This window comes from Sorangium sp. So ce119 (assembly GCF_051524405.1).
Classification (GTDB): domain Bacteria; phylum Myxococcota_A; class Polyangia; order Polyangiales; family Polyangiaceae; genus Sorangium; species Sorangium cellulosum_G.
Genome location: NZ_CP150310.1, coordinates 3,497,380 through 3,516,376, shown reverse-complemented (window position 1 = coordinate 3,516,376; position 18,997 = coordinate 3,497,380). Strand labels below are relative to the sequence as shown.

At 71.2% G+C, this 18,997-nt stretch carries 13 protein-coding genes; 5 read left to right on the top strand and 8 right to left on the bottom strand.

What is annotated here, in order from left to right; translation table 11 throughout:
• Nucleotides 1-170: 170 nt before the first annotated feature.
• The 4 genes from WME76_RS13120 to WME76_RS13105 are packed head-to-tail and all read right to left on the bottom strand — an operon-like array spanning nt 171 to nt 5,417.
• Entirely contained in the window at nt 171-1,700 is a 1,530-nt protein-coding gene (locus WME76_RS13120) for a cytochrome P450 (protein ID WP_437960469.1), read from the bottom strand.
• Nucleotides 1,697-2,605: a methyltransferase domain-containing protein gene (locus WME76_RS13115; protein WP_437960468.1), complete on the bottom strand. Its 909-nt coding sequence runs from the start codon at nt 2,603-2,605 to the stop codon at nt 1,697-1,699. Before WME76_RS13115 ends, WME76_RS13120 begins: the two co-directional genes overlap by 4 nt.
• Nucleotides 2,602-4,125, bottom strand: a complete 1,524-nt coding sequence (locus WME76_RS13110) for a hypothetical protein (RefSeq protein WP_437960467.1) — start codon at nt 4,123-4,125, stop codon at nt 2,602-2,604. The genes WME76_RS13115 and WME76_RS13110 overlap by 4 nt, the downstream gene beginning before the upstream one ends.
• A gap of 53 nt (nt 4,126-4,178) precedes the next feature.
• On the bottom strand, nt 4,179-5,417 hold the full coding sequence (locus WME76_RS13105) for a cytochrome P450 (RefSeq protein WP_437960466.1): 1,239 nt from the start codon (nt 5,415-5,417) through the stop codon (nt 4,179-4,181).
• 1,359 nt (nt 5,418-6,776) lie between these two features.
• Between WME76_RS13105 and WME76_RS13100 the strand changes: the two genes are divergently transcribed.
• Nucleotides 6,777-8,054, top strand: coding sequence for a hypothetical protein (locus WME76_RS13100; protein WP_437960465.1), 1,278 nt, complete (start codon nt 6,777-6,779; stop codon nt 8,052-8,054).
• Nucleotides 8,055-8,250: 196 nt separating this feature from the next.
• Here WME76_RS13100 and WME76_RS13095 read toward each other — a convergent pair whose 3' ends face one another.
• Both WME76_RS13095 and WME76_RS13090 read right to left on the bottom strand, forming a co-directional pair.
• Nucleotides 8,251-9,765 carry a glucose/sorbosone family PQQ-dependent dehydrogenase gene (locus WME76_RS13095; protein WP_437960464.1) on the bottom strand — a complete coding sequence of 505 codons (1,515 nt, stop codon included), beginning with the start codon at nt 9,763-9,765 and terminating at the stop codon, nt 8,251-8,253.
• A 342-nt stretch (nt 9,766-10,107) separates the two neighbouring features.
• Nucleotides 10,108-10,425 (bottom strand): hypothetical protein, encoded by a 318-nt coding sequence (locus WME76_RS13090; RefSeq protein ID WP_437960463.1) that lies wholly within the window; start codon nt 10,423-10,425, stop codon nt 10,108-10,110.
• A 227-nt stretch (nt 10,426-10,652) separates the two neighbouring features.
• Between WME76_RS13090 and WME76_RS13085 the strand changes: the two genes are divergently transcribed.
• Both WME76_RS13085 and WME76_RS13080 read left to right on the top strand, forming a co-directional pair.
• A complete protein-coding gene (locus WME76_RS13085; RefSeq protein WP_437960462.1) occupies nt 10,653-12,596 on the top strand; it encodes a TrkH family potassium uptake protein in 1,944 nt (647 codons plus the stop codon).
• A gap of 216 nt (nt 12,597-12,812) precedes the next feature.
• A complete protein-coding gene (locus tag WME76_RS13080) occupies nt 12,813-13,319 on the top strand; it encodes a hypothetical protein (RefSeq protein WP_437960461.1) in 507 nt (168 codons plus the stop codon).
• Between the two features lie 50 nt (nt 13,320-13,369).
• Here the strand turns inward: WME76_RS13080 and WME76_RS13075 are convergent, their stop codons facing one another.
• Nucleotides 13,370-14,683 carry a winged helix DNA-binding domain-containing protein gene (locus WME76_RS13075; RefSeq protein ID WP_437960460.1) on the bottom strand — a complete coding sequence of 438 codons (1,314 nt, stop codon included), beginning with the start codon at nt 14,681-14,683 and terminating at the stop codon, nt 13,370-13,372.
• Nucleotides 14,680-15,642 carry a MarR family transcriptional regulator gene (locus WME76_RS13070; RefSeq protein ID WP_437960459.1) on the bottom strand — a complete coding sequence of 321 codons (963 nt, stop codon included), beginning with the start codon at nt 15,640-15,642 and terminating at the stop codon, nt 14,680-14,682. Before WME76_RS13070 ends, WME76_RS13075 begins: the two co-directional genes overlap by 4 nt.
• Before the next feature lie 283 nt (nt 15,643-15,925).
• Between WME76_RS13070 and WME76_RS13065 the strand changes: the two genes are divergently transcribed.
• Nucleotides 15,926-17,113 carry a DUF418 domain-containing protein gene (locus WME76_RS13065; RefSeq protein ID WP_437962107.1) on the top strand — a complete coding sequence of 396 codons (1,188 nt, stop codon included), beginning with the start codon at nt 15,926-15,928 and terminating at the stop codon, nt 17,111-17,113.
• 71 nt (nt 17,114-17,184) lie between these two features.
• Nucleotides 17,185-18,798 (top strand): CotH kinase family protein, encoded by a 1,614-nt coding sequence (locus WME76_RS13060; protein ID WP_437960458.1) that lies wholly within the window; start codon nt 17,185-17,187, stop codon nt 18,796-18,798.
• Nucleotides 18,799-18,997: the final 199 nt, after the last annotated feature.

Here is an 18,997-nt window from a genome sequence, read left to right as displayed (position 1 = left end):
CGGGAGTCCGTTCATGCGCGAGGCGCCGGCCTCTCGCAGCCGGGCGAGCTCGTCGATCACGCCGTCAGCGTGGCGTCCGGCCGCTCGATACCGGTGCTTCGCGCCTGGTAACGCCACGCAGCATGACGGTGACGCGCGAGCCCGGCCTTCCCTTGTAGGTGACTCGTGGCTTACGATCGCGTTGGCGCCGCGGTGAGGCGCATCCGCATCCCGGCCTCGGGCGTGGTGAAGGCCCGCGCGCTGGCCGCGACAGGATGCGCGGGCGGCTCGAACGCGTACCGGACGGCGAGCGTCGCGAGGGTCAGGATCGCCACGGCCATGGCGTGGTGGTTGCCGATGCACTTGTGCCGGCCGGCGCCGAACGGGAGGTACGCGTGGGCTGGCCGGGTGACGCCCTCCGCGAAGTGCTCGGGGTGGAAGTCGTCCGGCCGGGCCCAGTGGGCCGGGTGGCGGTGCAGCGTGTACGGGCTGACGGCGAGGATCGCGCCCCGCGGGATCGGCACCCCGCCGAGGACGTCCCGCCGGGCGGCGACCCGGTTGATCACCCATACCGGCGGATAGAGGCGCATCGACTCCTGGACGACCATCCGGGTGAAGCGCAGCCCGCGCGCGTCGGCGAACGTCGGGGGCCGCTGCCCGATCTGCGCCGAGACCTCGGCGGCCAGCCGCCGTCCGGCGTCGGGGTGCGTCGCCAGCAGGTACCACGTCCAGGTGAGCGCGAGCGCCGTGCTCTTGTAGCCGCCCACGAGGAGCGTCGCGATCTCGTCGAGGAACTGCCGCTCCCCCATCGCCCCGGTGCTCAGCTCGTCGGCGAGCAGGCGCGTGAGCAGCACGTCGGGGGCGCGCCCCGCCTCCAGGCTCGCGCGCCGCTGCGCGATGATGCGCGCCACCACCGCGCGGACCCGCTTGGCCGTGGCGGCGAACCGCCGGTTGCCCGGCGTGGGCAGCCACGCGGGGGCCAGGACCGGCGCGCCCATCGCCTCGACGAGGCGCGCCTCCATCTCCTCGTTGAGGGCGCCGAACTCGTGGACGTCGTCGCGCAGGTCGCCGCCGATCAAGAGCTCGGCCAGCAGATCGAGCGCCAGGCGGCGCATCTCGCCCTCGACGTCCAGCGCCGCGCCGACCTGCGTCGACCAGCGCGCCCCCGCCGCGGACGCCGCGCGCACGACGCCGCCCGCCATGTCCTCCACCGCCCTCGGCTGGAACGAGGGCTGGAGGAGCCGGCGCTGCCGGAGGTGGACGTCGCCCTCGGCCGTGAAGAGCCCGCGGCCGAGCAGGCGGCCCATCACCTCGAAGAAGCGCAGCCCGTCCTTCGTGGCGCCGCCCCGGTCGATCGCGCCCGTGAGGATGCGCCCCGCCTCGTCGACGTCGTTGACGAGGTAGTTGGGGCCGAAGAGGTCGAAGAACGCGACCTCTCGGTAGCCGGAGCCGCCGTCCCGGGTGAGCCGCCGGTAGAACGCGAGCGGGTTCGCCTTGAACTCCCGCACGTTCCGCAGGCTGGCGCCGAGGCCCCGGGGGGCCGCGGCGGGGTGCGACGGGGCCGCGGCGGGGCGCGACAGGGCCGCGGCGGGGCACGGCGGGGCCGCGGCGGGGCACGACGGGGCCGCGGCGGGGCACGACGGGGCCGCGGCGGGGCGCGACGGGGCCGCGGCGGGGCGCTGCGGCGCCGTGGCGGGGCGCGACGGGGCCGGGCCGCTCATGGCGAGCCCCTGCCCGGCCTCGCCCGCAGGACGGCGTAGAAGGCCGGGATCCGCGTCGAGGTCTGGCCCGGCCGCATCGCGGCCGAGCGCAGCTCCGCGCTCCCGGCCTCGACGTGCTCCCACGACGCCTCGGGGAAGCGCAGCGCGAGCTCCCGCGCGCCGAAGCGCGCCGGCGGCGGGAGCCCCGCCTCGAGGCAACGCAGGAGCGGCGTCGGGTAGTCGCCGCCCCGCGCCCCGAGGAGCTCCAGGTACGCGAGCGCGCTGCCCGGGAAGTCGGTCTCGACGAGCAGCAGGGTGCCGCGCTCGCCGACCAGCGCGCGGCAGCTCTCGGCGAGGCGGCCCCGCTGCGCCGCGTCGAGCGTGTGGAAGAGCCCGCGGACGAACACGTTGGCGGCGCCCACCTCGGCGCCGAGGCGCGCTCCGGCGCCCGCCTCGGTCATGTCCAGCACGCGAAAGGAGAGGCGCGGCGGCGCCGAGGCCCCCCCGGGAGCGGCCCCCGCCTCGCCGGGCGCGGGCGCCGCGCCCGTCCGGTGGAGCGCCTCGAGCTCGACGCGCGTCTCCCGCTCGGCGTGCGCCACGGCCTCGGCCGAGACGTCGACGCCCACCGCGGCCGTGAACCAGGGCGCGAGGACGCGCGTGTAGCGGCCGTTGCCGCAGCCCACGTCGACCAGGGGGAGGCCCGCGTCCATGGCGCGGCGGGCCAGGCCGACGATCCAGCCCCGCTCCTCCGCGCTGTCGCCGTCCCAGAGCACCTCGCCGCCGGCGCCGGTCTGCCGGATGCCGCGCCAGTAACGGTCCCAGGCGCCTCCGCGAGCCCGGAACGCGCGCAGCCCGGCGCGGACGAGCGTGGGGACGAGGAGCGCCCTGCGCCAGGGCGCGCGCTGCGTCGATGCGCGATCGGTCACAGCGATGCCCCCCGGGTCGCGAGCTCGAGCGACAGCGAGAACTGGAGCTCGAGGCAGTCGAAGACGGTGTGGATCATCCCCACGGCGATCTCGCGGCCGCGCGCGTCGAGCGGCTCGGACTTGAACGCGACGGCGTCGGCCTCCTCGTCCGGATCGAGCGCGGGGTGCGACAGCGCGTGGCGATCGGCCAGGTAGTCGAGCCGCAGCGGGCGCTCGGCCTCGACCCGGCGCGCCAGCGCGCGCGTGTTCTCGAAGAACGCGTCCCCGCTCGCCTCCAGCGCCTCCATCAGCCAGAACCGCAGCGCCGGCTCGGGGTGCGCGAACGCGAGCTTGACGAAGGCGGACATGCTCCGCCGCTGCGCCTCCGAGTGCTTGCTCGCGCAGTAGAACTCGAGCGTGTCGCTCGCGCTCCAGCCGAGCCGCCTGTCCATGTCGAGCTCGATCCAGTCGCGCAGGTACAGCCCGTGGTGGGACTGCAGGTCGGCGACCCAGCGGTTGATCGCCCGCTCGCGCTGGTCCGCCGGCCGCCGGTACGCGAGGGCGTGGGCGTTCAGATCCCGGTAGCCCATGCAGTCCGGCGTCCAGAAGAGCGCGATGCGCCGGAGCTTCTCCTCGGGGTCCAGCGGGTCGCGCGCCCGCATCCACGCGAACAGCGCGTGCTCCGCCGCGGCGCGCTTGCGCTGCTCCAGGACGCGCTGCACCGGCTCCTGGCCCGGCGCGACGGGCCCGCCCCGCCGGCGCGCCGGGCTCGCCGCGGCCGGCCCGGGCTCCTGCCGGGGGGCGCGCGCGGCGGCCGCGATGCGCGCCGTCGACGGCGGCCCGGCGTCGCTCGCGGCCCGCTCGGCGTAGCGGAGGAGCCGGTCGCTCTTCACGCGGATCATCTCGAAGAGGCGGCTCACCAGCGCCATGGCCCGGGCGCGCCGGCCCTCGTCGAGCGTCGCCTCCTCGAAGAGCTGGCTGTCGAAGAGCAGGTGTCCGATCTCCCGCTTCAGGTGGTACGGGCCGAAGTAGCGGTACTCCACGCCGGAGCTGCTCGTGAGATCGGCGGCGACGCCGGCGGAGGCCGTGAAGAAGACATGCCCCCAGGCCTCGATCGCCTGCATCACGGCGGAGCGGACCAGCGGGTCCTCGTTCAGGGTGCACATCTGCATGATCTCCATGCCGTACTCCCGGAAGATGTCCGTCTCGGTGCCCGCGTAATACCACCCGAGCATGTCGCTCGCGCGCCAGCCGAGGCGCCGGTCGAGCCCGAGCTTGCGCCAGTCCTCGAGGAACAGCCTGGCGTGCGTCTCGTCCTCCCGCGTGTGCCTGTTGATGGCGTGCTCGAAGGCGCTCGCGGGCGCCGGGTACCTCATGAACCACCGGTTCATGTCGCTGAACCCCAGGATGAAGTTCGCGATGACCGGCGCGAAATCGAACCGCGTCTCCAGCGACGTGGGGCCGCTCGTCATCCACCGGTAGAACGGGTGCGCGGCGATCTCCCGCTTCTTCTGCTCGATCAGCTCGACGACGTGCTTCATGGTGCCTTCCTCCGCTCGCGGGCGACGCGCGACGCGCGACGCGCGACGCGCCGTCAATCGAACAGGACCCACAGCGTCCTGAGCTCCCGGCCGAGGGGGCGGAACACCATCCAGTCCGGGGAGGCGTCCATGGGCCGGAGGCGCGGGAAGCGGTCGAGCAGGGTGCTGAAGAAGACCTGCGCCTCCAGGCGCGCCAGCGCCTGCCCCATGCAGGAGTAAGGGCCGATGGTGAAGCCGACCTGCCGGCCCGCGCCCTCCCGCACAGGGTCGAAGCGATCGGGCGCCGGAAACGCCTGCGGATCGCGGTTCGCCGCGGCGAGCGCGAGGACGAGCGTCTCGCCGGCGCGGATGTGCTTGTCGCGGATGGCGAGGTCGACCGTCGCCATGCGCCGCACCGAGGCGACCGCGCCGTGATACCGCATCATCTCGTCGAAGGCGTTCGGGAGGAGCGCGCGATCGCTCGCCAGCCTGGCCCGCTCCTCGGGGTGATCGAACAGGATCTGCACGCCGTTGCAGAGCTGGTTCGCGGTCGTGTGGTACCCGACGACGAGGAACATGATGCATTGCGCGACGATATAATCGTCGCTGAACTGTACGGCGTCCGGGTCCGCCTCCACGAAGACGCCGAGCAGATCGGCGCCGCGCTCGCGCCTGCGCCGCGCCTGCTCGACGATGGGCCGCAGGAACTCGGACAGCTCGACCATGCCCTCCTGGCAGCGGAAGAGCTGGTCCCGATCCCCCATCTCGAGGAGCTCGGAGATCTTGTTCGAGCAGCAGAGGTACAGGTCGACGGCCTCGGTCGGTAGGCCGGTCACCCCCGCGACGACGGCCATCGCCATCGGGTGCGCGACGTCGTTGACGAGATCCATCTCGCCGCGCTGCACCGCCGCGTCGAGCAGGCCGTCGAGGATCGCCTGGACGCGCGGGCGCTGGGCCTCGACGTGCTGCGGCGTGAAGTGGCGCTTGAGGAGCTTGATGAAGAGGGCGTGCCGCTCCGGGTCGGCGCGGTCCCCCCAGGCCAGGAAGATGCGCCGGAGGGGCCCCAGCGCGAGCTGGTCGGCCGTCGTCAGCCCCTCGATGCGCTTGAGCTCCTCCACGACGGAGAGCCGCGGGTCGCGGAGCGCCGCGCAGACATCCTGGTAGCTGGTGAGGACCCACGACTCGAGCTGAGGGCTCCAGCACACAGGCTCCTCGTCGCGCATCCGGTGGAGCAGCGGATGCGGGTCGAGGAACAGGGCGGGATCGAGGAGATCGTAGGTGCGGACGGCGTGCGAGGGGGCGGTGGCGGTCATGCGCGGCGTTGCTCCTTGCGTGCAGCAAAGCGGGAGAGGCGACGGGCAGCGGCGGCATCGGCGATGCGCCGTGTTCCTCCAGCGTGGCCAGGGTGTGGCGCGCGGCCCGGGGGCCTATCGCGGCCCGTCGCGGCCCGTCGCGGATCGGAAAAGCAATCCACGGGCCCGCCTCGCCGAGGAGGTGCGCACGCAGGAGAAGCCTGCGCGTGCCGTGATTCGCGCGACGCGGCCGGCGCCAGCGGTGGCACGGTGCCAGCGTGCCACCGGGCGCCTGCTGGCACCGTGCCAGCGCGCCGTCGGAAGCTGGCGCTCGTGTACTCCCGCTTCGAGCGGCCATCCATCCACCAGCGCTGGAGCGTGCGCCAGTCCGGATCGATCGCGACCGGGAAGCCGTACCCGACGTGCGTCAGATAGCCTTTGAACGCCTCGGGATCGAGGGCTCGAGATCCTCGTGGTGAACCATCCCGACGACGACGAGCCTCGCGCCCGATAGCGCTCGTCCAGCGCCTCGAGCGCCGGGGCCGTGGCGCTGCACAGCAGCGGAGATCCCGTCGCGGCGACCGACGGAGTCGCCCGTCCATGCGAGCATCCCGTCGCGCCGCAGGAGAAATTGCTGTGGCCCACGTGCGGCACTGTCCATTGCCACTGTATCAGCGACGAGGACGAATCGTCAGATGCCGTGTCGGCGGGGGCGCTGCTCACCCTGGCGCGCGAAATCGCTGGACACGCCTCGCCGAAAAGCGGATTTTGAATTGTCGCAGTGGCGGGAGACAGGCGCGGGCAACCCGTGCTGCATCCCTGCTCCGAGGCGACAGAAGATTCGTTGCGCGATCGGTCCCGTCCTGAACGAGCGCCGCAACATCACCAACGTATCCGCGCACCGAAGAGGCCGCCTTCATTGCGCAGCCAGATGCGACAATTCAACCAATGACCGACAAGTACACAGACTCAGTTGCACAGAATCAGCCGTAAGTTAATACTGTTGACCAAGCTTGTATGCCGTTGGTAGAGTGAAGCCGCCCGCCCGATGTGGGGCTGGACGCGACTGACGGCCTGAGCTTACCGGCCTGCGAGAGCTACATGCGACATAATCACTTGCAACACGCATCTACAACCGACCGCCGCGCATCCCGACGACGGCTGGCCACGCTCGTGGCGCTGACCGCGTTGTCCCTGAGCGCGTGCGGCGACGAAGGAAACGACGCGTCAGGCAGCGCGCCCGAGGGCGGCGCGGGGGGGCCCGCCGCGACGAGCGGATCAGGCGGATCGGGCCCGATTGCGGGCTCGAGCTCGACCTCGGGGTCGGGCCCGGCCTCGAGCTCGCACGCGGCCTCGGGCTCGGGTGGTGGCGACTCGACCATGCACCCGTATGACCACTGCGTGAACGGCTATATGCCCCACCCCAGCGACTCCAGCCCGACCATGAAGGATGGGCCGGCGGAGTTCTTTCCGCCCGGGAAGACAGATCCGAACATCGTTGATCTGACGGTGCAGCCGGAAGTCCTGGAGTGGATGTATGACAACTCGTGGCAGGCGGCCCACGTCGAGTGGCACGCGATCCGCGCCTGCAACCTCCCGGGCGGCGGTGGGTTGAGCAAGGTGAACATTTGCCGGTTCACCCAGCTCGTCCCGGAGGATCAGAACTGCCAGACCGGCGGCGACGGCTATCAGTTCCTCGTGTTTCACCGCCACATGATCCAGGCGTTGAAGCAGCTCTGGCCCAACCACAGCGAGCAGTTCGAGGGCTTCGCCAAGTTTCCGACCTCGGCGGAAGACGTGCCGCCCCAGTGGCGTTCCGCGTGGAAGGACTGGGATGCGTCCGCCCTCGAAGCCGGGAGGATCGGCGACGAGATCGACAAGCCCGAGAACCTCGCGCGGTTCCCGGACGAAGGGACGCTCGGCTTCTGGCTCCAGTGCAACGTGGGACAGAGGCTGAGGACGCCGGAGGCGAGCAACATGCCGTGGGTCGGCCTTCACTTCGTGCTGCACGCCAAGTGGGCGCGTCCGGGCAACACGCAGCACGGCGTGAACAACACCGAGGCGAACATCGACAACTACATGTTCTGGAAGCTCCATGGCTGGATCGACAACGTGTGGGAGAAGTATCGCCTCGCCAAGGGCCTGAAGCCGACCGACCAGAAGCTGAAGGACGATCTCGTCGCGCAGTGCCGCGAGATGGACACCGAGATCAAGATCATCCAGGAGGACCTGACGCCCGACGAGGTCGTGAACCCCAACGAGCCTTTGCCGGTGGAATCAGGGTTCTTCCACGAGAGGGTGCGCCCCCTGTTCGAGGACACGACGAACCTGTGCAGCGGATGCCACGCCGAGTCGGGCGCCAATGCGAGGTTGACGCTCGGTGGACACATCAGCTCCAGGAAGATCGTCGACGGCCTGGTCAACCGCCCCTCCCTCGACGGCGGCCAGTACAAGCTCGTCGTTCCGGGCGATCCCGACCATAGCTGGCTCTACCTCAAGGCCGCTGGGCTGGCGGAGACCGCGGGCTGCACGCCGACAGCCACGGCACAGTGCATCGGGGGCGTGATGCCACCCAGCACGACCGGGCCGACCATGACCCCGCAGCAGCTCGGGATCTTGCGTCAATGGATCCAGGACGGCGCCGCGGGCCCGCCCTGATCCGGGGCGGCGCACCTCGGCGTCGAGGTTGTCCATCTCGACGCCGAGCACGCTGACCCCCCTCGTCTCCCGACGCGGCCGCCTCGCCTCATCCGTCCCCCGACGGCGGCGGCCGCGTCCCATCCCTGCACAGCCGCGCGCTTCCCCGGTCATCCGCTGCGACAGTTCTGGCGTCGGCCCGATCGCTGGGGCTGAATCAGTTCGCCCCTGTGTACGTGAACTCCAGGATCGCTCCCGGGTTGCTCAGGGCCGTCGTGGCCCCGCCGGTCGGGCCGCTCGTGTTCCCCTCGGTGTCCGTGATCACGTAGAATGTCCGACCGTCCGGGCTCATCGCGAGGTCGCGGTAGCGGTTGGTGGTCTGGAAGTGGACGACGGGCTCGCCGACCAAGGAATCGCCGGTCGCGCTCAGCTTCACCCGGTACACCGCGCCCTTCTTCAGCGTGGTCATCAGGAGGGAGTCCTCCCAGCCGGGGATGCCGGATGCAGCAGCGTAGTGGTGGAGCGAGGAGGGCGCGATCGTCGGCCAGCAGATGTAACCGGAGGACCCGCACGCGTGATTCTGGAAGTTGTAGCCGTCGGGGACGGTGTAGAAGGTGAAGAACGGCGGCGTGAAATCGGGGTGGCTCCACGCGCTCTCCTGCTGCTGGGGGACCGAGGAAGGGGGCGTGTAGTCATTCCACGCGAGCGACGCGCAAGGCGTCGTCGAGGCCGACCAGTTGACGTACCTGTAAGCCTGATTGTCCTGATACCCGGCCACGTGCGGCCAGCCGTAGTTCTTGCCGGGCTGGATGATGTTCAGCTCGTCGTCGGTCTTCGGCCCATGCTCGTTCGCATAGAGCGTGTCACCGCGGAACGTGAGGCCCTGCGGGTTGCGATGGCCATAGGAATAGACATGGCTGCGGGTGCCGGCGATCTGCGGATTGTCGGACGGGATCGAGCCGTCGAGGTTCAAGCGCAGGACCTTGCCGGCGTACTTCGACCAGTCGTTCGCCGCCACCTCGTCGGCCGTGGGTAGGTCCTGCGAGCCGACCGGGAGGCACTTCCTGTTGAACTGGTTGTTCCCTTGGTCGCCGACGGTGTAATAGAGCTTCTGATCGGGGCCGAACAGGAGCCGCGCGGAGTTGTGATCGTCGCTGCCGGGCAGGCCCGTGATGACGTCGAGAGGGCTCTCCAGGGTCCCGGCCGTCGGGTTGTACGTGTAGCGACGGATCTTCGTCCTGCGGCTCACGGCTGAGCCTGGATCGGCGTCGTAGGTGTAGGAGACGTAGACATGGTCAGCGCCGTTGCCCTGGAGCAGATCCGGGTGCAGGGCCAGGCCCAGCACCCCATCTTGCCCGCCCGACTGGTACGCTTCCGTGATCGTGACCGCGGTCGCCTTCTGGCCGTCCGACGGCCTCACGCGCACGACCCGCTTCCCCACGCGCTCGGTCAACCACAGATACCCGTCCGGCCCCCAGACGACCCGGATCGGAGACGACAGCCCTCGCACGACCTCGCGCGAAGCGAACGTGGCGTCCTCGGCAGCGAACTCAGCAGAGCCCGCGCCCTCCTCGGCGACGGGCTCGCTGGCGCCGAAGGGCTGATCGTGAGCTCCGACCGGGCCGTCCAGGGAATCTGTGGGGCCACATCCGATGAAGCTCCACGACGCCGTGGAGAGCAAACCAGCCTGAGCCATGAAGATCGCCGAGCGGCGTGAGAAGAAGACGGACATGTGACTACCTCGCTGTTCGTTTCAGATGACGGCGCTGACCAAGTCCCACCGTTTCCCAGGGGCCGGCGGACGTGATGAGCGAGCTTCCGACGTGAAACCGCGGATCGCAGGGCGAGCGTTGAATCGTGCCCTGATAAAGCAGAGGTCTTTACTATTAGCAATGATTGTCAAGTTGAATTTGCATTGCAATGCCAATGGATCCAGCGCGCGCACGCGGCGCAGGAGCCCGGAGAGGGCGCTCTCCGCGCGCGGCGGGAGATGGCACCATCTCTGAACCCAACAACCCCCCTCCCCTCCGGATTCACCGTAGGCGAGAGGGCTCAGGCGAGTCCGGCAACGCCCCTACCCCGCGGAGAGCCTGCTCACGTGAAGCTGGGTGGCACGGCAGTCCCGGTGATCCGCGCGACGGTGCCGACGCCAGCCATACACTCTCCTGGAGGCCGTCACCGTCACCACCTCGTCCGCGTACCTCGCGTCGAGCGCGACGCCGCCTTCCAGCACTATCCTGTAGACCCCGAGGTTGGCGCTCTCGCCCGGGCTGACGAGCAGCTCCTGGAGCCGTTCGACATGGAGGTCTGTCTTGTTCGGGGCGTCGCGCGCGGATCGTATGCGACCCAGCAGTCGATCCACAGAGCTCTGATCCGTGCAGCCGTTGACCACGACGATCTCGATCCTCCCCGCGATCAGGCCGAGCGTGACACGGGGCGAATGGAGGTGCTCAGAAGTGGTTGCATGGCTACACCTGCGCCTGTCGTGCCTGTGAGCTGGGCAGCAGGCCCCTGCGGCCTGGAGGATGGCGTCCTGCGAGGTCACGGGTCGGAGAACTTGAATAACCAGAGCGGCTCGAGAGAACAACGATGTTGACGCCGCCCTGCGCGGTGGCGTGAATGCCGCGGGTGGATGCCCCGCCGACCCCCTCCTCGCCGCCGAGCGCGCCGCGCGCCGAGCCGCCCGGCGACCCCGCGCAGGCCCGGCTGACGCTCGCGATGCTCGCGCAGCCCGCGGCGCCGGCCGCGCCTGGCGTCACCGCGGCCGGCGCGACCGCCGCGCCCCGGCGGCGCGCCGCCTGGATGCGGCCGGCGCCCTTGCTGGCCGGCAGCGCCGTCCTCCTCGGGTTCGACCTCGCCCTCGCGGTCACGCCGCGCGTGTCGGCCGCCCTGACCGCGCTGGAGACGCTGCTCGTGCCCGCGTGGGTCGCGGCCGTGGTGTCGCTGGAGCGCGTGCGTAAGGCGCTCGCCGGCGCGCGGGTCGAGGCGAGGAAGCCCCGGCTCGCCCTGTTCCTGCTCGCGCTCACCCTGCTGCTCGCGTGCATCGGCGAGAAGTGGCTGATCCTGCTCGGGCACGCGGCCGAGGACGCGGGGCACCGGGGGGTCGTGCTCTACCGGTCCTACACGGTGCTCGCGTTCGTGGTGGCGCTCGGCGGCCTGCTGGGGCGCCGGCCGATCGAGCGGCTGCTGGCCACGGCCGCGGAGCACCCGGCCCGGCTGATGGTGCTCTCGTTCGGGGTCGCCACGCTGCTCGGCAGCTTCCTGCTCACCCTGCCGCAGTCGCTCCGGAGCGTCGCGGACGCGTCGTTCGTCGACGGCCTGTTCATGTCGGCGAGCGCTGTGTGCGTGACCGGGCTCGCCGTGCACAACGTCGCCGAGACCTACACGCCGTTCGGCCAGGCCATCCTGCTGCTCCTGGTCCAGATCGGCGGGCTCGGGATCATGGTCCTGTCGACGTTCTTCGCCATCGTGGCCGGCCGGAAGCTCAGGCTGCGCGACGCGGCGGTGATGGCCGAGATGATCGACGCCGAGTCGTTCGCGCGGCTCCGGCGCAACCTCGCCGCGATCGTCCTGTTCACGCTCGGCATCGAGGCGGTGGGCGCGCTCGGCCTGCTGTTCAGCTTCCTGCCCCACCACGAGATCGCCTCCGGGCCCGTCGCCGGCGAGCCGCTCTCGGGCGCCGGCGATCACCTCTGGGCGGCCGTCTTCCACGCGGTCAGCGCGTACTGCAACGCCGGCTTCTCGCTGTTCGGCGGCGGGCTCGTCCCGCTGGTCGGCTCGCCCGCGGTCTCCGGCGTGCTGGCGGGGATGGTGATCCTCGGCAGCCTGGGCTTCCCGGTGCACGACGAGCTCCTGCGCCGGGCCAGGCTGCGGCTCCGCGGCGAGCGGCCGCCGCGGCTGTCGCTGCACAGCCGGGTGGTGCTGATCGGCACCGCGGTGCTGCTCGCGGTCGGGGCCGCGGGCTACCTGGCGCTCGAGTGGCGCCGGTCGATGGACGGCCTGTCGTGGCCCGTGAAGTTGATGGCGAGCTTCTTCCAGTCGGCGATGACGCGGTCGGCGGGCCTCAACACGGTGGATTACGGCCTGATGGGCCCGGCGACGTGGATGCTGACGTGCATGCTGATGTTCATCGGCGGCGCGCCGGGATCGACCGCGGGCGGGATCAAGATCACGACGTTCGCCGCGCTGTTCGCGGCGCTGCGCGCCGAGCTGCGCGGGGACGAGGCGCCGCACCTGCTCGGCCGGGCCATCCCGGCGGCCACGGTGCGCCGCGCCCTCGCGATAGCGTGCCTGATGGTGGTGCTCGTCTCGGGCTTCCTGCTCGTGATGCTCACCCTGGAGCCGCACGACCCGCTGGGCCTCGCCCTGGAGACGATCAGCGCGCTCGCGACGGCCGGCCTGTCGGCGAACGTCACGCCGTCGCTGAGCGCGCCGGGGAAGCTGGTGATCACCCTGGCGATGTTCATCGGGCGCATCGGGCCGCTGACGCTGGCGATGGCGCTCGCGAACCAGGCGCGGTCGCGGTTCTACCGGCTGCCGGAGGAGAAGGTCGGTATCGGGTGAGCGGGGGCGCTCGGCGCTCGCCGCGCGGGCGCGCCCGGCGGCGTGGGCGCGGGGATCGTGCTGCCCGCCCCGCCGGAGCGGCTGCGGCGGTGATTTCGCGAAGGGCCGGGGAGCTTCGGCTCATCCAGGGAGCAGGAGGCATCGTGCTTCCCGGAGGCCGCCGTCGTCGCGACAGCGCACCACGCGGCCGCGCGGCGCTCACGGAGGAGATCCATCATGGCTTATCGCAGATCCGTTCTCGTGCTCGCAATGGCCGCCCTCGGCGGCGTGCTCGCCGGGTGCATCCCGTTCGGCGATCCCGAGGGCCCCGGCGCCAGGGGCGCCGTCTCGCTGGGTGAGGGCGTGAGCACGAGCGAGCTCGAGACGCTCCGGGTCCGCGCCGTCCCGGCCTCGGACACGCCGTTCGACACGGACGACCCGCAGTTCCCCGGTCCCGATCTCGATGGCGACGATCGATGGGACGCGCTCGCGGTGTCTCTGGATGGGCTGAGCTTCCCTCATCCGTACGAGATCGGCGACGTCCTCGGCACGACCGACCACCCGCGCTGGCGCGTGTTCGCGTGGCTCTCCGCCGATGGGGTCGGAGAGCAAAGCGACGCGCCGAAGAGCGGGGAGCCCTACGGGACGACCACGGTCGATATCGACAGCTGCGGGATCAGCTACGGCGGGTACTGCACGGCGACCGAGGGGGTGGACGTCACGATCGATCAGAGAGCGCCCTGACGGCGCATCGCGCTGGATGGGATCGAATCGCCTCGCGCCCTCCGGGCGACTCATCCGTTGGTCTTCGCGGCCCCCCTGCCCTTCGCCCGCGCCGCTGGCGCCTTCGGAGCCGCGCCGGCCTTGACCCGCGCCGCTGGCGCCTTCAGGCCCGCGCCGGCCTTCGCCCGCGCCGCTGGCGCCTTCACGTTCCCGCCGGCCTTCGCCGGCGCCGCTGGCGCCTTCGTGGGCCCGGCCTTCTCGAAGCGCACATCGAAGACGCCGGCGTCCTCCTCGACGAAGCGGAGGAGCGCCTCCCCTTCCCCGGCGAGCTGATCGCGCACCTCCCTGGAGAGCGCCTCGAAGGGCGCGATCACGAGCGTGGCCGAGGCCTTCTTCCGCTCGATCGTCCAGGTGCCGACCACGAAGCCGTCCACGAGGAACGTCGGCAGGATGCGCAGGTTCGCGGAGAGGACGATCCGGCCGCGATGCTCGTCCGCGATGACCCGCGTGCGGTCGTCGTGCGCGAGCAGGAGGTTGTCGTAGTCGGGGACGAACCGGGCCGGCGCGGGGGTGTCCGCGGGCGGTCGAGGGGCGTCGGGCAGATCGAAGAGCTCCCGGCCTCGCTCGTCGCGGAACGTGCAGAGCCGCTCCCGCAGCGACTGGAGCACGTCCTTGACCCGGGTGAGGCCGGACCACGTCTGCACGTCGGTCGCTGTCGCCGGGCCGAACGACGCGAGGTAACGGAGCACGAGCGCGCGAGGCCCGTCGCCCTCGCGGAACGGCTTGCCCAGCCAGGACGCCGACGGGGCGAAGTCCGCCGTCCCCGGGTAGCCCCACGCCGTCGCGGAGGGCACCTGGACGACCGGCAGGTGCATGCGAACCGCGAGCGCCATGGCCCGCACGTCGCCGTCGGGGTGGAGCTGGGCCAGGTGGTCGCGCAGCTCGTCCATGGTCCGCGGCTCCTCATCGAAGTACGCGCGCGCCTCGGCGACCAGCCGGGGGATGTCGAGGTCCTCCGCGCGCTCGCGGAGGACCGATCGCACCGCGGCGTGGAGCACCGGCGCGATGACCGGGTGCAGATCCAGGTAATCCTTCGCGCTCACGAGGTGCAGCGTGCCGCGCAGGAACGGCGCCCGGACGACCTCGCGGCGCGCGATCAGCTCGACGAGATGCTCGCGCCGGAACCCCGCGAGCCGCGACCAGAGCCCGATGAACGGTGGCCGCGCGAGCTGGGCCTGGAGGGCGATGAGCCGCTCGATCCCGTGGACGGCCGCGGTGCGCTCCCTCGAGAGCAGCATCTGCCGCGCGAGCGTGGCCCGGTTCAGATCTCGTCGTGTCAGCGTCGTGGTGGGCACGCCGGCGAGCTTACCCGAAACGAGGTTCACCCCCCATCGGCGTCCCGTGGCCTCCAGCGCGGTTGGCCGAGGGCCTCGCGCTGCGTCGTGGTGAGCCGATCGAGCCTGGCGATGATGGCGTAGGCGCCGGGCGCGGTGCGCCGGAGGGCGACGGGATCGGTGACGCTCGGGTGCCGCTCGGCGTCCTGCAGGGCGCTGGCGACGCGGTCCGGGGGCCAGCCCAGCGCGTCGGCCAGCTGCTGCACGGTGAGGGGCGCGCTCGCGTGCACGAGCGCGGCGAGCACCGTCAGCGCGTCACCGAGGGCGGCTTCGATCGGGCCACCGGCCATGTCGTCGCTGAGTTGGGTGAAGAATCGGCCCATGTGGCCCAGCCGGGCTCCGGCGGGCGTGGTGGCCCCGAGGATCTCGGCTCCCTGCCGGGACGTGTCCGCCCACATCGCGTTCGTGCGCGCGCTCGTCCTCCACGACCGCTCCCAGACGTCTTCGTCGATGACGTAGCGTTCGCCCCGCCGGGGGCCGCGCTCGCGCCGGACCACCTGCAGCCCTTCCAGATAACCGATGGCCTTGGACACCGACGCAGGGCTGACCCGCAAACGCTCGACCAGCTCGGCGGCGGTCAGGGCGCCTGCGTCGGTGGTGTACAGGGACACGAGCACCCGGGCCGCCATCCGGGGAAGCCCGCTCTGGACCATCATCGCCGCGAACTGCTCGACGAAGCCGCGCACCGCCCCGGGGTCCCGCCCGTCGGCGCCGGCGGCGACCGGTAGCTCCGGGGGCCGATCCTGCCTGCGGCGACGGGCGCGCCAACCGGTGGCCTGGTGGGCGTGGTCCGCCCGGTAGCCTTCGGGCCCGCCGTTGCGGGCGACTTCCCGGCTGATGGTCGACGTCGGTCGACCGAGCCGCCTGGCGATCTCGGCGTACTTGAGCCCTTCGGCCAGCGCTGACGCGATGTGCCGGCGGTCCTGGTCGCTCAGCCTCCCTCCCGGCATCCTCGCCCGCCTCCTGTCGTATCGATGGGCCAGTCGAGTGTGCGTTCGCGCTCAGCACATTGCAACGATCGATCGCCTGGCCGTTGCGTTCATCGACAAGGCCATTGCAATGGCGACCATGAATCCGCCGGACAGAGGCAAAATCGATTGACGCTCTGTTGACGGCACCTGAAACACACCGTAGCTTTCGTGACCGCTCAAAGCGCCGCTGCGGAGGGCCGCGTGACGGGCCCGGGGTCGAGCGCGGCGCAGCGCAGCGAGAGGCCCTGATGCGGGTCGGGTGATGTTCATGGGGCTTGCCATCAACGCTCGGACGCCTGAGGACGTGGCCAGTCGGTCACTGGCGCCAGACCTGGCCCGCGGCTTCGTGCTGCTGCTGATCGCCGTGGCGCACGCGCCGGCGTTCGTCCGTCGCTGGGATCTCGGGCCAGCCGCGCTCAACACCATCGCCGCGCTCCTCCGATCGCTCATCGCCGAGAACCAGGCCCGCGCCCTCTTCGTGTTCCTCTTCGGCTACGGTCTGGGGCAGCTCGCCCGCCGGCAGCAGGCGCGCGGCAGCGACTGGGCCTCGGCCCGCGACCTGCTGCGGCGCCGGAGCCTCTGGCTGATCGTCCTCGGCTTCGCGCACGCGGTCCTGCTCGTGCCGTTCGATATCGTCGCGGTCTACGGGCTGACCTTGCTCGTGCTCACGCCGCTGATCCAGGCCCCGGACTCGGTCCTGTGGAGGACAACCGTGCTGACGCTCGTCCCCGCGACACTCCTGCTCTCCTGGCAGAGCGTGACCGCGCAGACCGCCGCCGCGATGGGCACGCCCATGACCCTGGCGCAGGACATGGCCCCCGACTATGGTGCCCACGTCACCGCCGGCCTTCCGTTCTGGCCGCTGAAGACGGCCGTCTCCACCCTCGTGGTCGTGCCGGGCATGCTGCCGGGCATCTGGGCCGCCAGGCGCCGGATCCTCGACGAGCCGGAGCGCCATGCGCCGCTCCTGTTGCGCGTCACCGCGCTCTGCATGGCCGTATCGGTCGTCGGTAGGCTTCCCATGGCCCTGCTGGTGACCGGCGCGTGGACGACGTCGATGACCTGGATCGTGGCCGGCGCGCACGCCCTGACCGGATACGCCGGCGGTATCGGCATGGCCGCCGCCGCCGGGCTCGTCGCGATCAGGGTGGGACGCGACCACGGGCGGCTCACCACGGCCCTCGCCGCGCTGGGACAGCGGTCGTTGACATTCTACCTGTTCCAGTCGGCGGTATGGGTGGCGCTTTTTTACCCCTTCACCCTCGACCTGCGGGATCACATGGGCTTCGCCGCCATTTGCGCCGTCGCCATCGCGATCTGGGTCGCCTCGATCCTGCTGGCCGACGGGATGCGGCGCGCCGGCTACCGCGGCCCGGCAGAGGTGATGGTGCGGCGGCTCTCCTACCGCCGCTCCGAGCCTGGAAGCGCGCCATCGGGTCCCCGGCGCTGACCCGCCACGGCCGTACGGCGTGGACGAAGTGCCCTTCCGCCTCCGCGCGCCCGCGCTAGGATTCACTTCCCATGCGAAAATTGCACCTGCTCAGGCCGCTGACAGCGGCCCTGACCTTGATATCGCTTCACACAGCCGGCTGCTCCGACACGCCCTCCGAGGGCGACCCCGTGACCGGTGACCCGTCCGGCCCCGGCGGCTCCGGCCCCGGCGGCGGCTCCGGCCCCGGGGGTGCCTGCGAGCCGTCCGGCGGCGGGCCGCACTGGCTCCTCGAGGGGGAGACCGTGACGTTCCCCGTGGCGTGCTCGACAGGCCTCGCGCTCCCCGGCGACGCGTTCGAGGTCGCCGATCTCCCCGAGGGCGCCGCCTACGATCCGGTCGCGCGCGAGGTGACGTTCTCGCCCGGGCTCGATCAGGCCGCGGTCTACGAGGTCGAGATCCGCGTCGCGCAGACCTCCGAGGTCGGGCGCGTCAAGATCGGCGTCGCCGACGACTGGGCCGATCCGTCGAACGTGCCCGTCGTCGATCCGGCCAGCTACCCCGAGGAGTACGGCCTCCCGGTGCTCTTCCTCTCGCCGGGGCCCGAAGCCAAGGAGTACGCCCCGGCCACGGTCGTCTACCGAGGTCACACGTACCAGGCCGAGGCGGAGCTCCGGGGCGAGAGCTCGCTCTCGTACCCGAAGCAGAGCTACACCCTGAAGTTCCCCAAGAACGACAAGTTCAACGAGCCCGACGAGGCCGGCGGGTTCACCGATCGTCGCAAGGTCGTGCTCGCCAGCACGTTCGACGACAACTCCTATGTCCGGCAGCGCCTCGCCTACGACCTCTGGAACCGCCTCGATCCGGAGCACATCCAGATCAAGACCTACAGCGCCGTGCTGTACATCGACGGGGAGTACCGGGGCCTCTACACCGTCGTCGATCACGTGGACGGGTACCTGATGGAGGACCACGGGTATCCGCAGGACGGCAACCTCTACAAGGCGGTCAGCCACGACGCGAACTTCGCGCTCACGTCCTACGGAGGCGACGGCGAGCCCAAGGAGACGCTGCACGACGGCTTCGAGAAGAAGGAGGGCGAGCCGCCCGAGGGCGAGCCGGAGGCGTTCGCGGACCTGGAAGAGCTCGTGGACTTCGTGGCCACGTCCGACCCGGAGACGTTCGTCGCCGAGATCGACGCGCGGATCGATCGGCGCGACTACGAGGACTGGTGGATCTTCGTCACGTTCATCCTGGCCGACGACTCGGCCGGGAAGAACAGCTACCATTACCACGACCCCGCGCCCGGCAACGTCTTCCGCTATGCGCCGTGGGACTTCAACGCGAGCTTCGGCCAGGCGTGGGAGACGTCGCGCGAGTCGGCGTCGGAGCGCGCCGAGTACACGGGCATGAACCACCTCTTCGAGCGCTTCCTGGAGGAGCCCTCGATCGGCGACCCGCTGCGCGCCCGCTACAACGACGTCCTGCACGGCGTGTTCGCCGACGCCGAGGTGCAGGCGCTCGTGGACGGCTACATCCAGCGCATCGACGCGAGCGCGCGCCGCGACGAGGCGCGGTGGGGCGACGCGTACCGGAGCTACGAGGGCTGGAACACGCGCGCCGACTTCACGACCTACGAGGAGGAGCTCGCCTACCTCAAGGCGTGGATCTCGGAGCGCTGGCAGCACCAGGACGAGCTCTACTGAGGCGGCGCCGGGCGCGACCCGCCAGATCACATCACCCTTCGTTCATCCACGCTCTCCATCCCTCGGGAACGTAGGTCTCCGCAGTGCGGGGAGTCACGCTCGCCGCTGACGGCCGTGCGCGAACTCACCTCTATTCTGCAGACCGGTTGACATCGACAGCGGTCTTCCGTCTCTTGCCGCCGCCCGGCGCGCGAGGCCG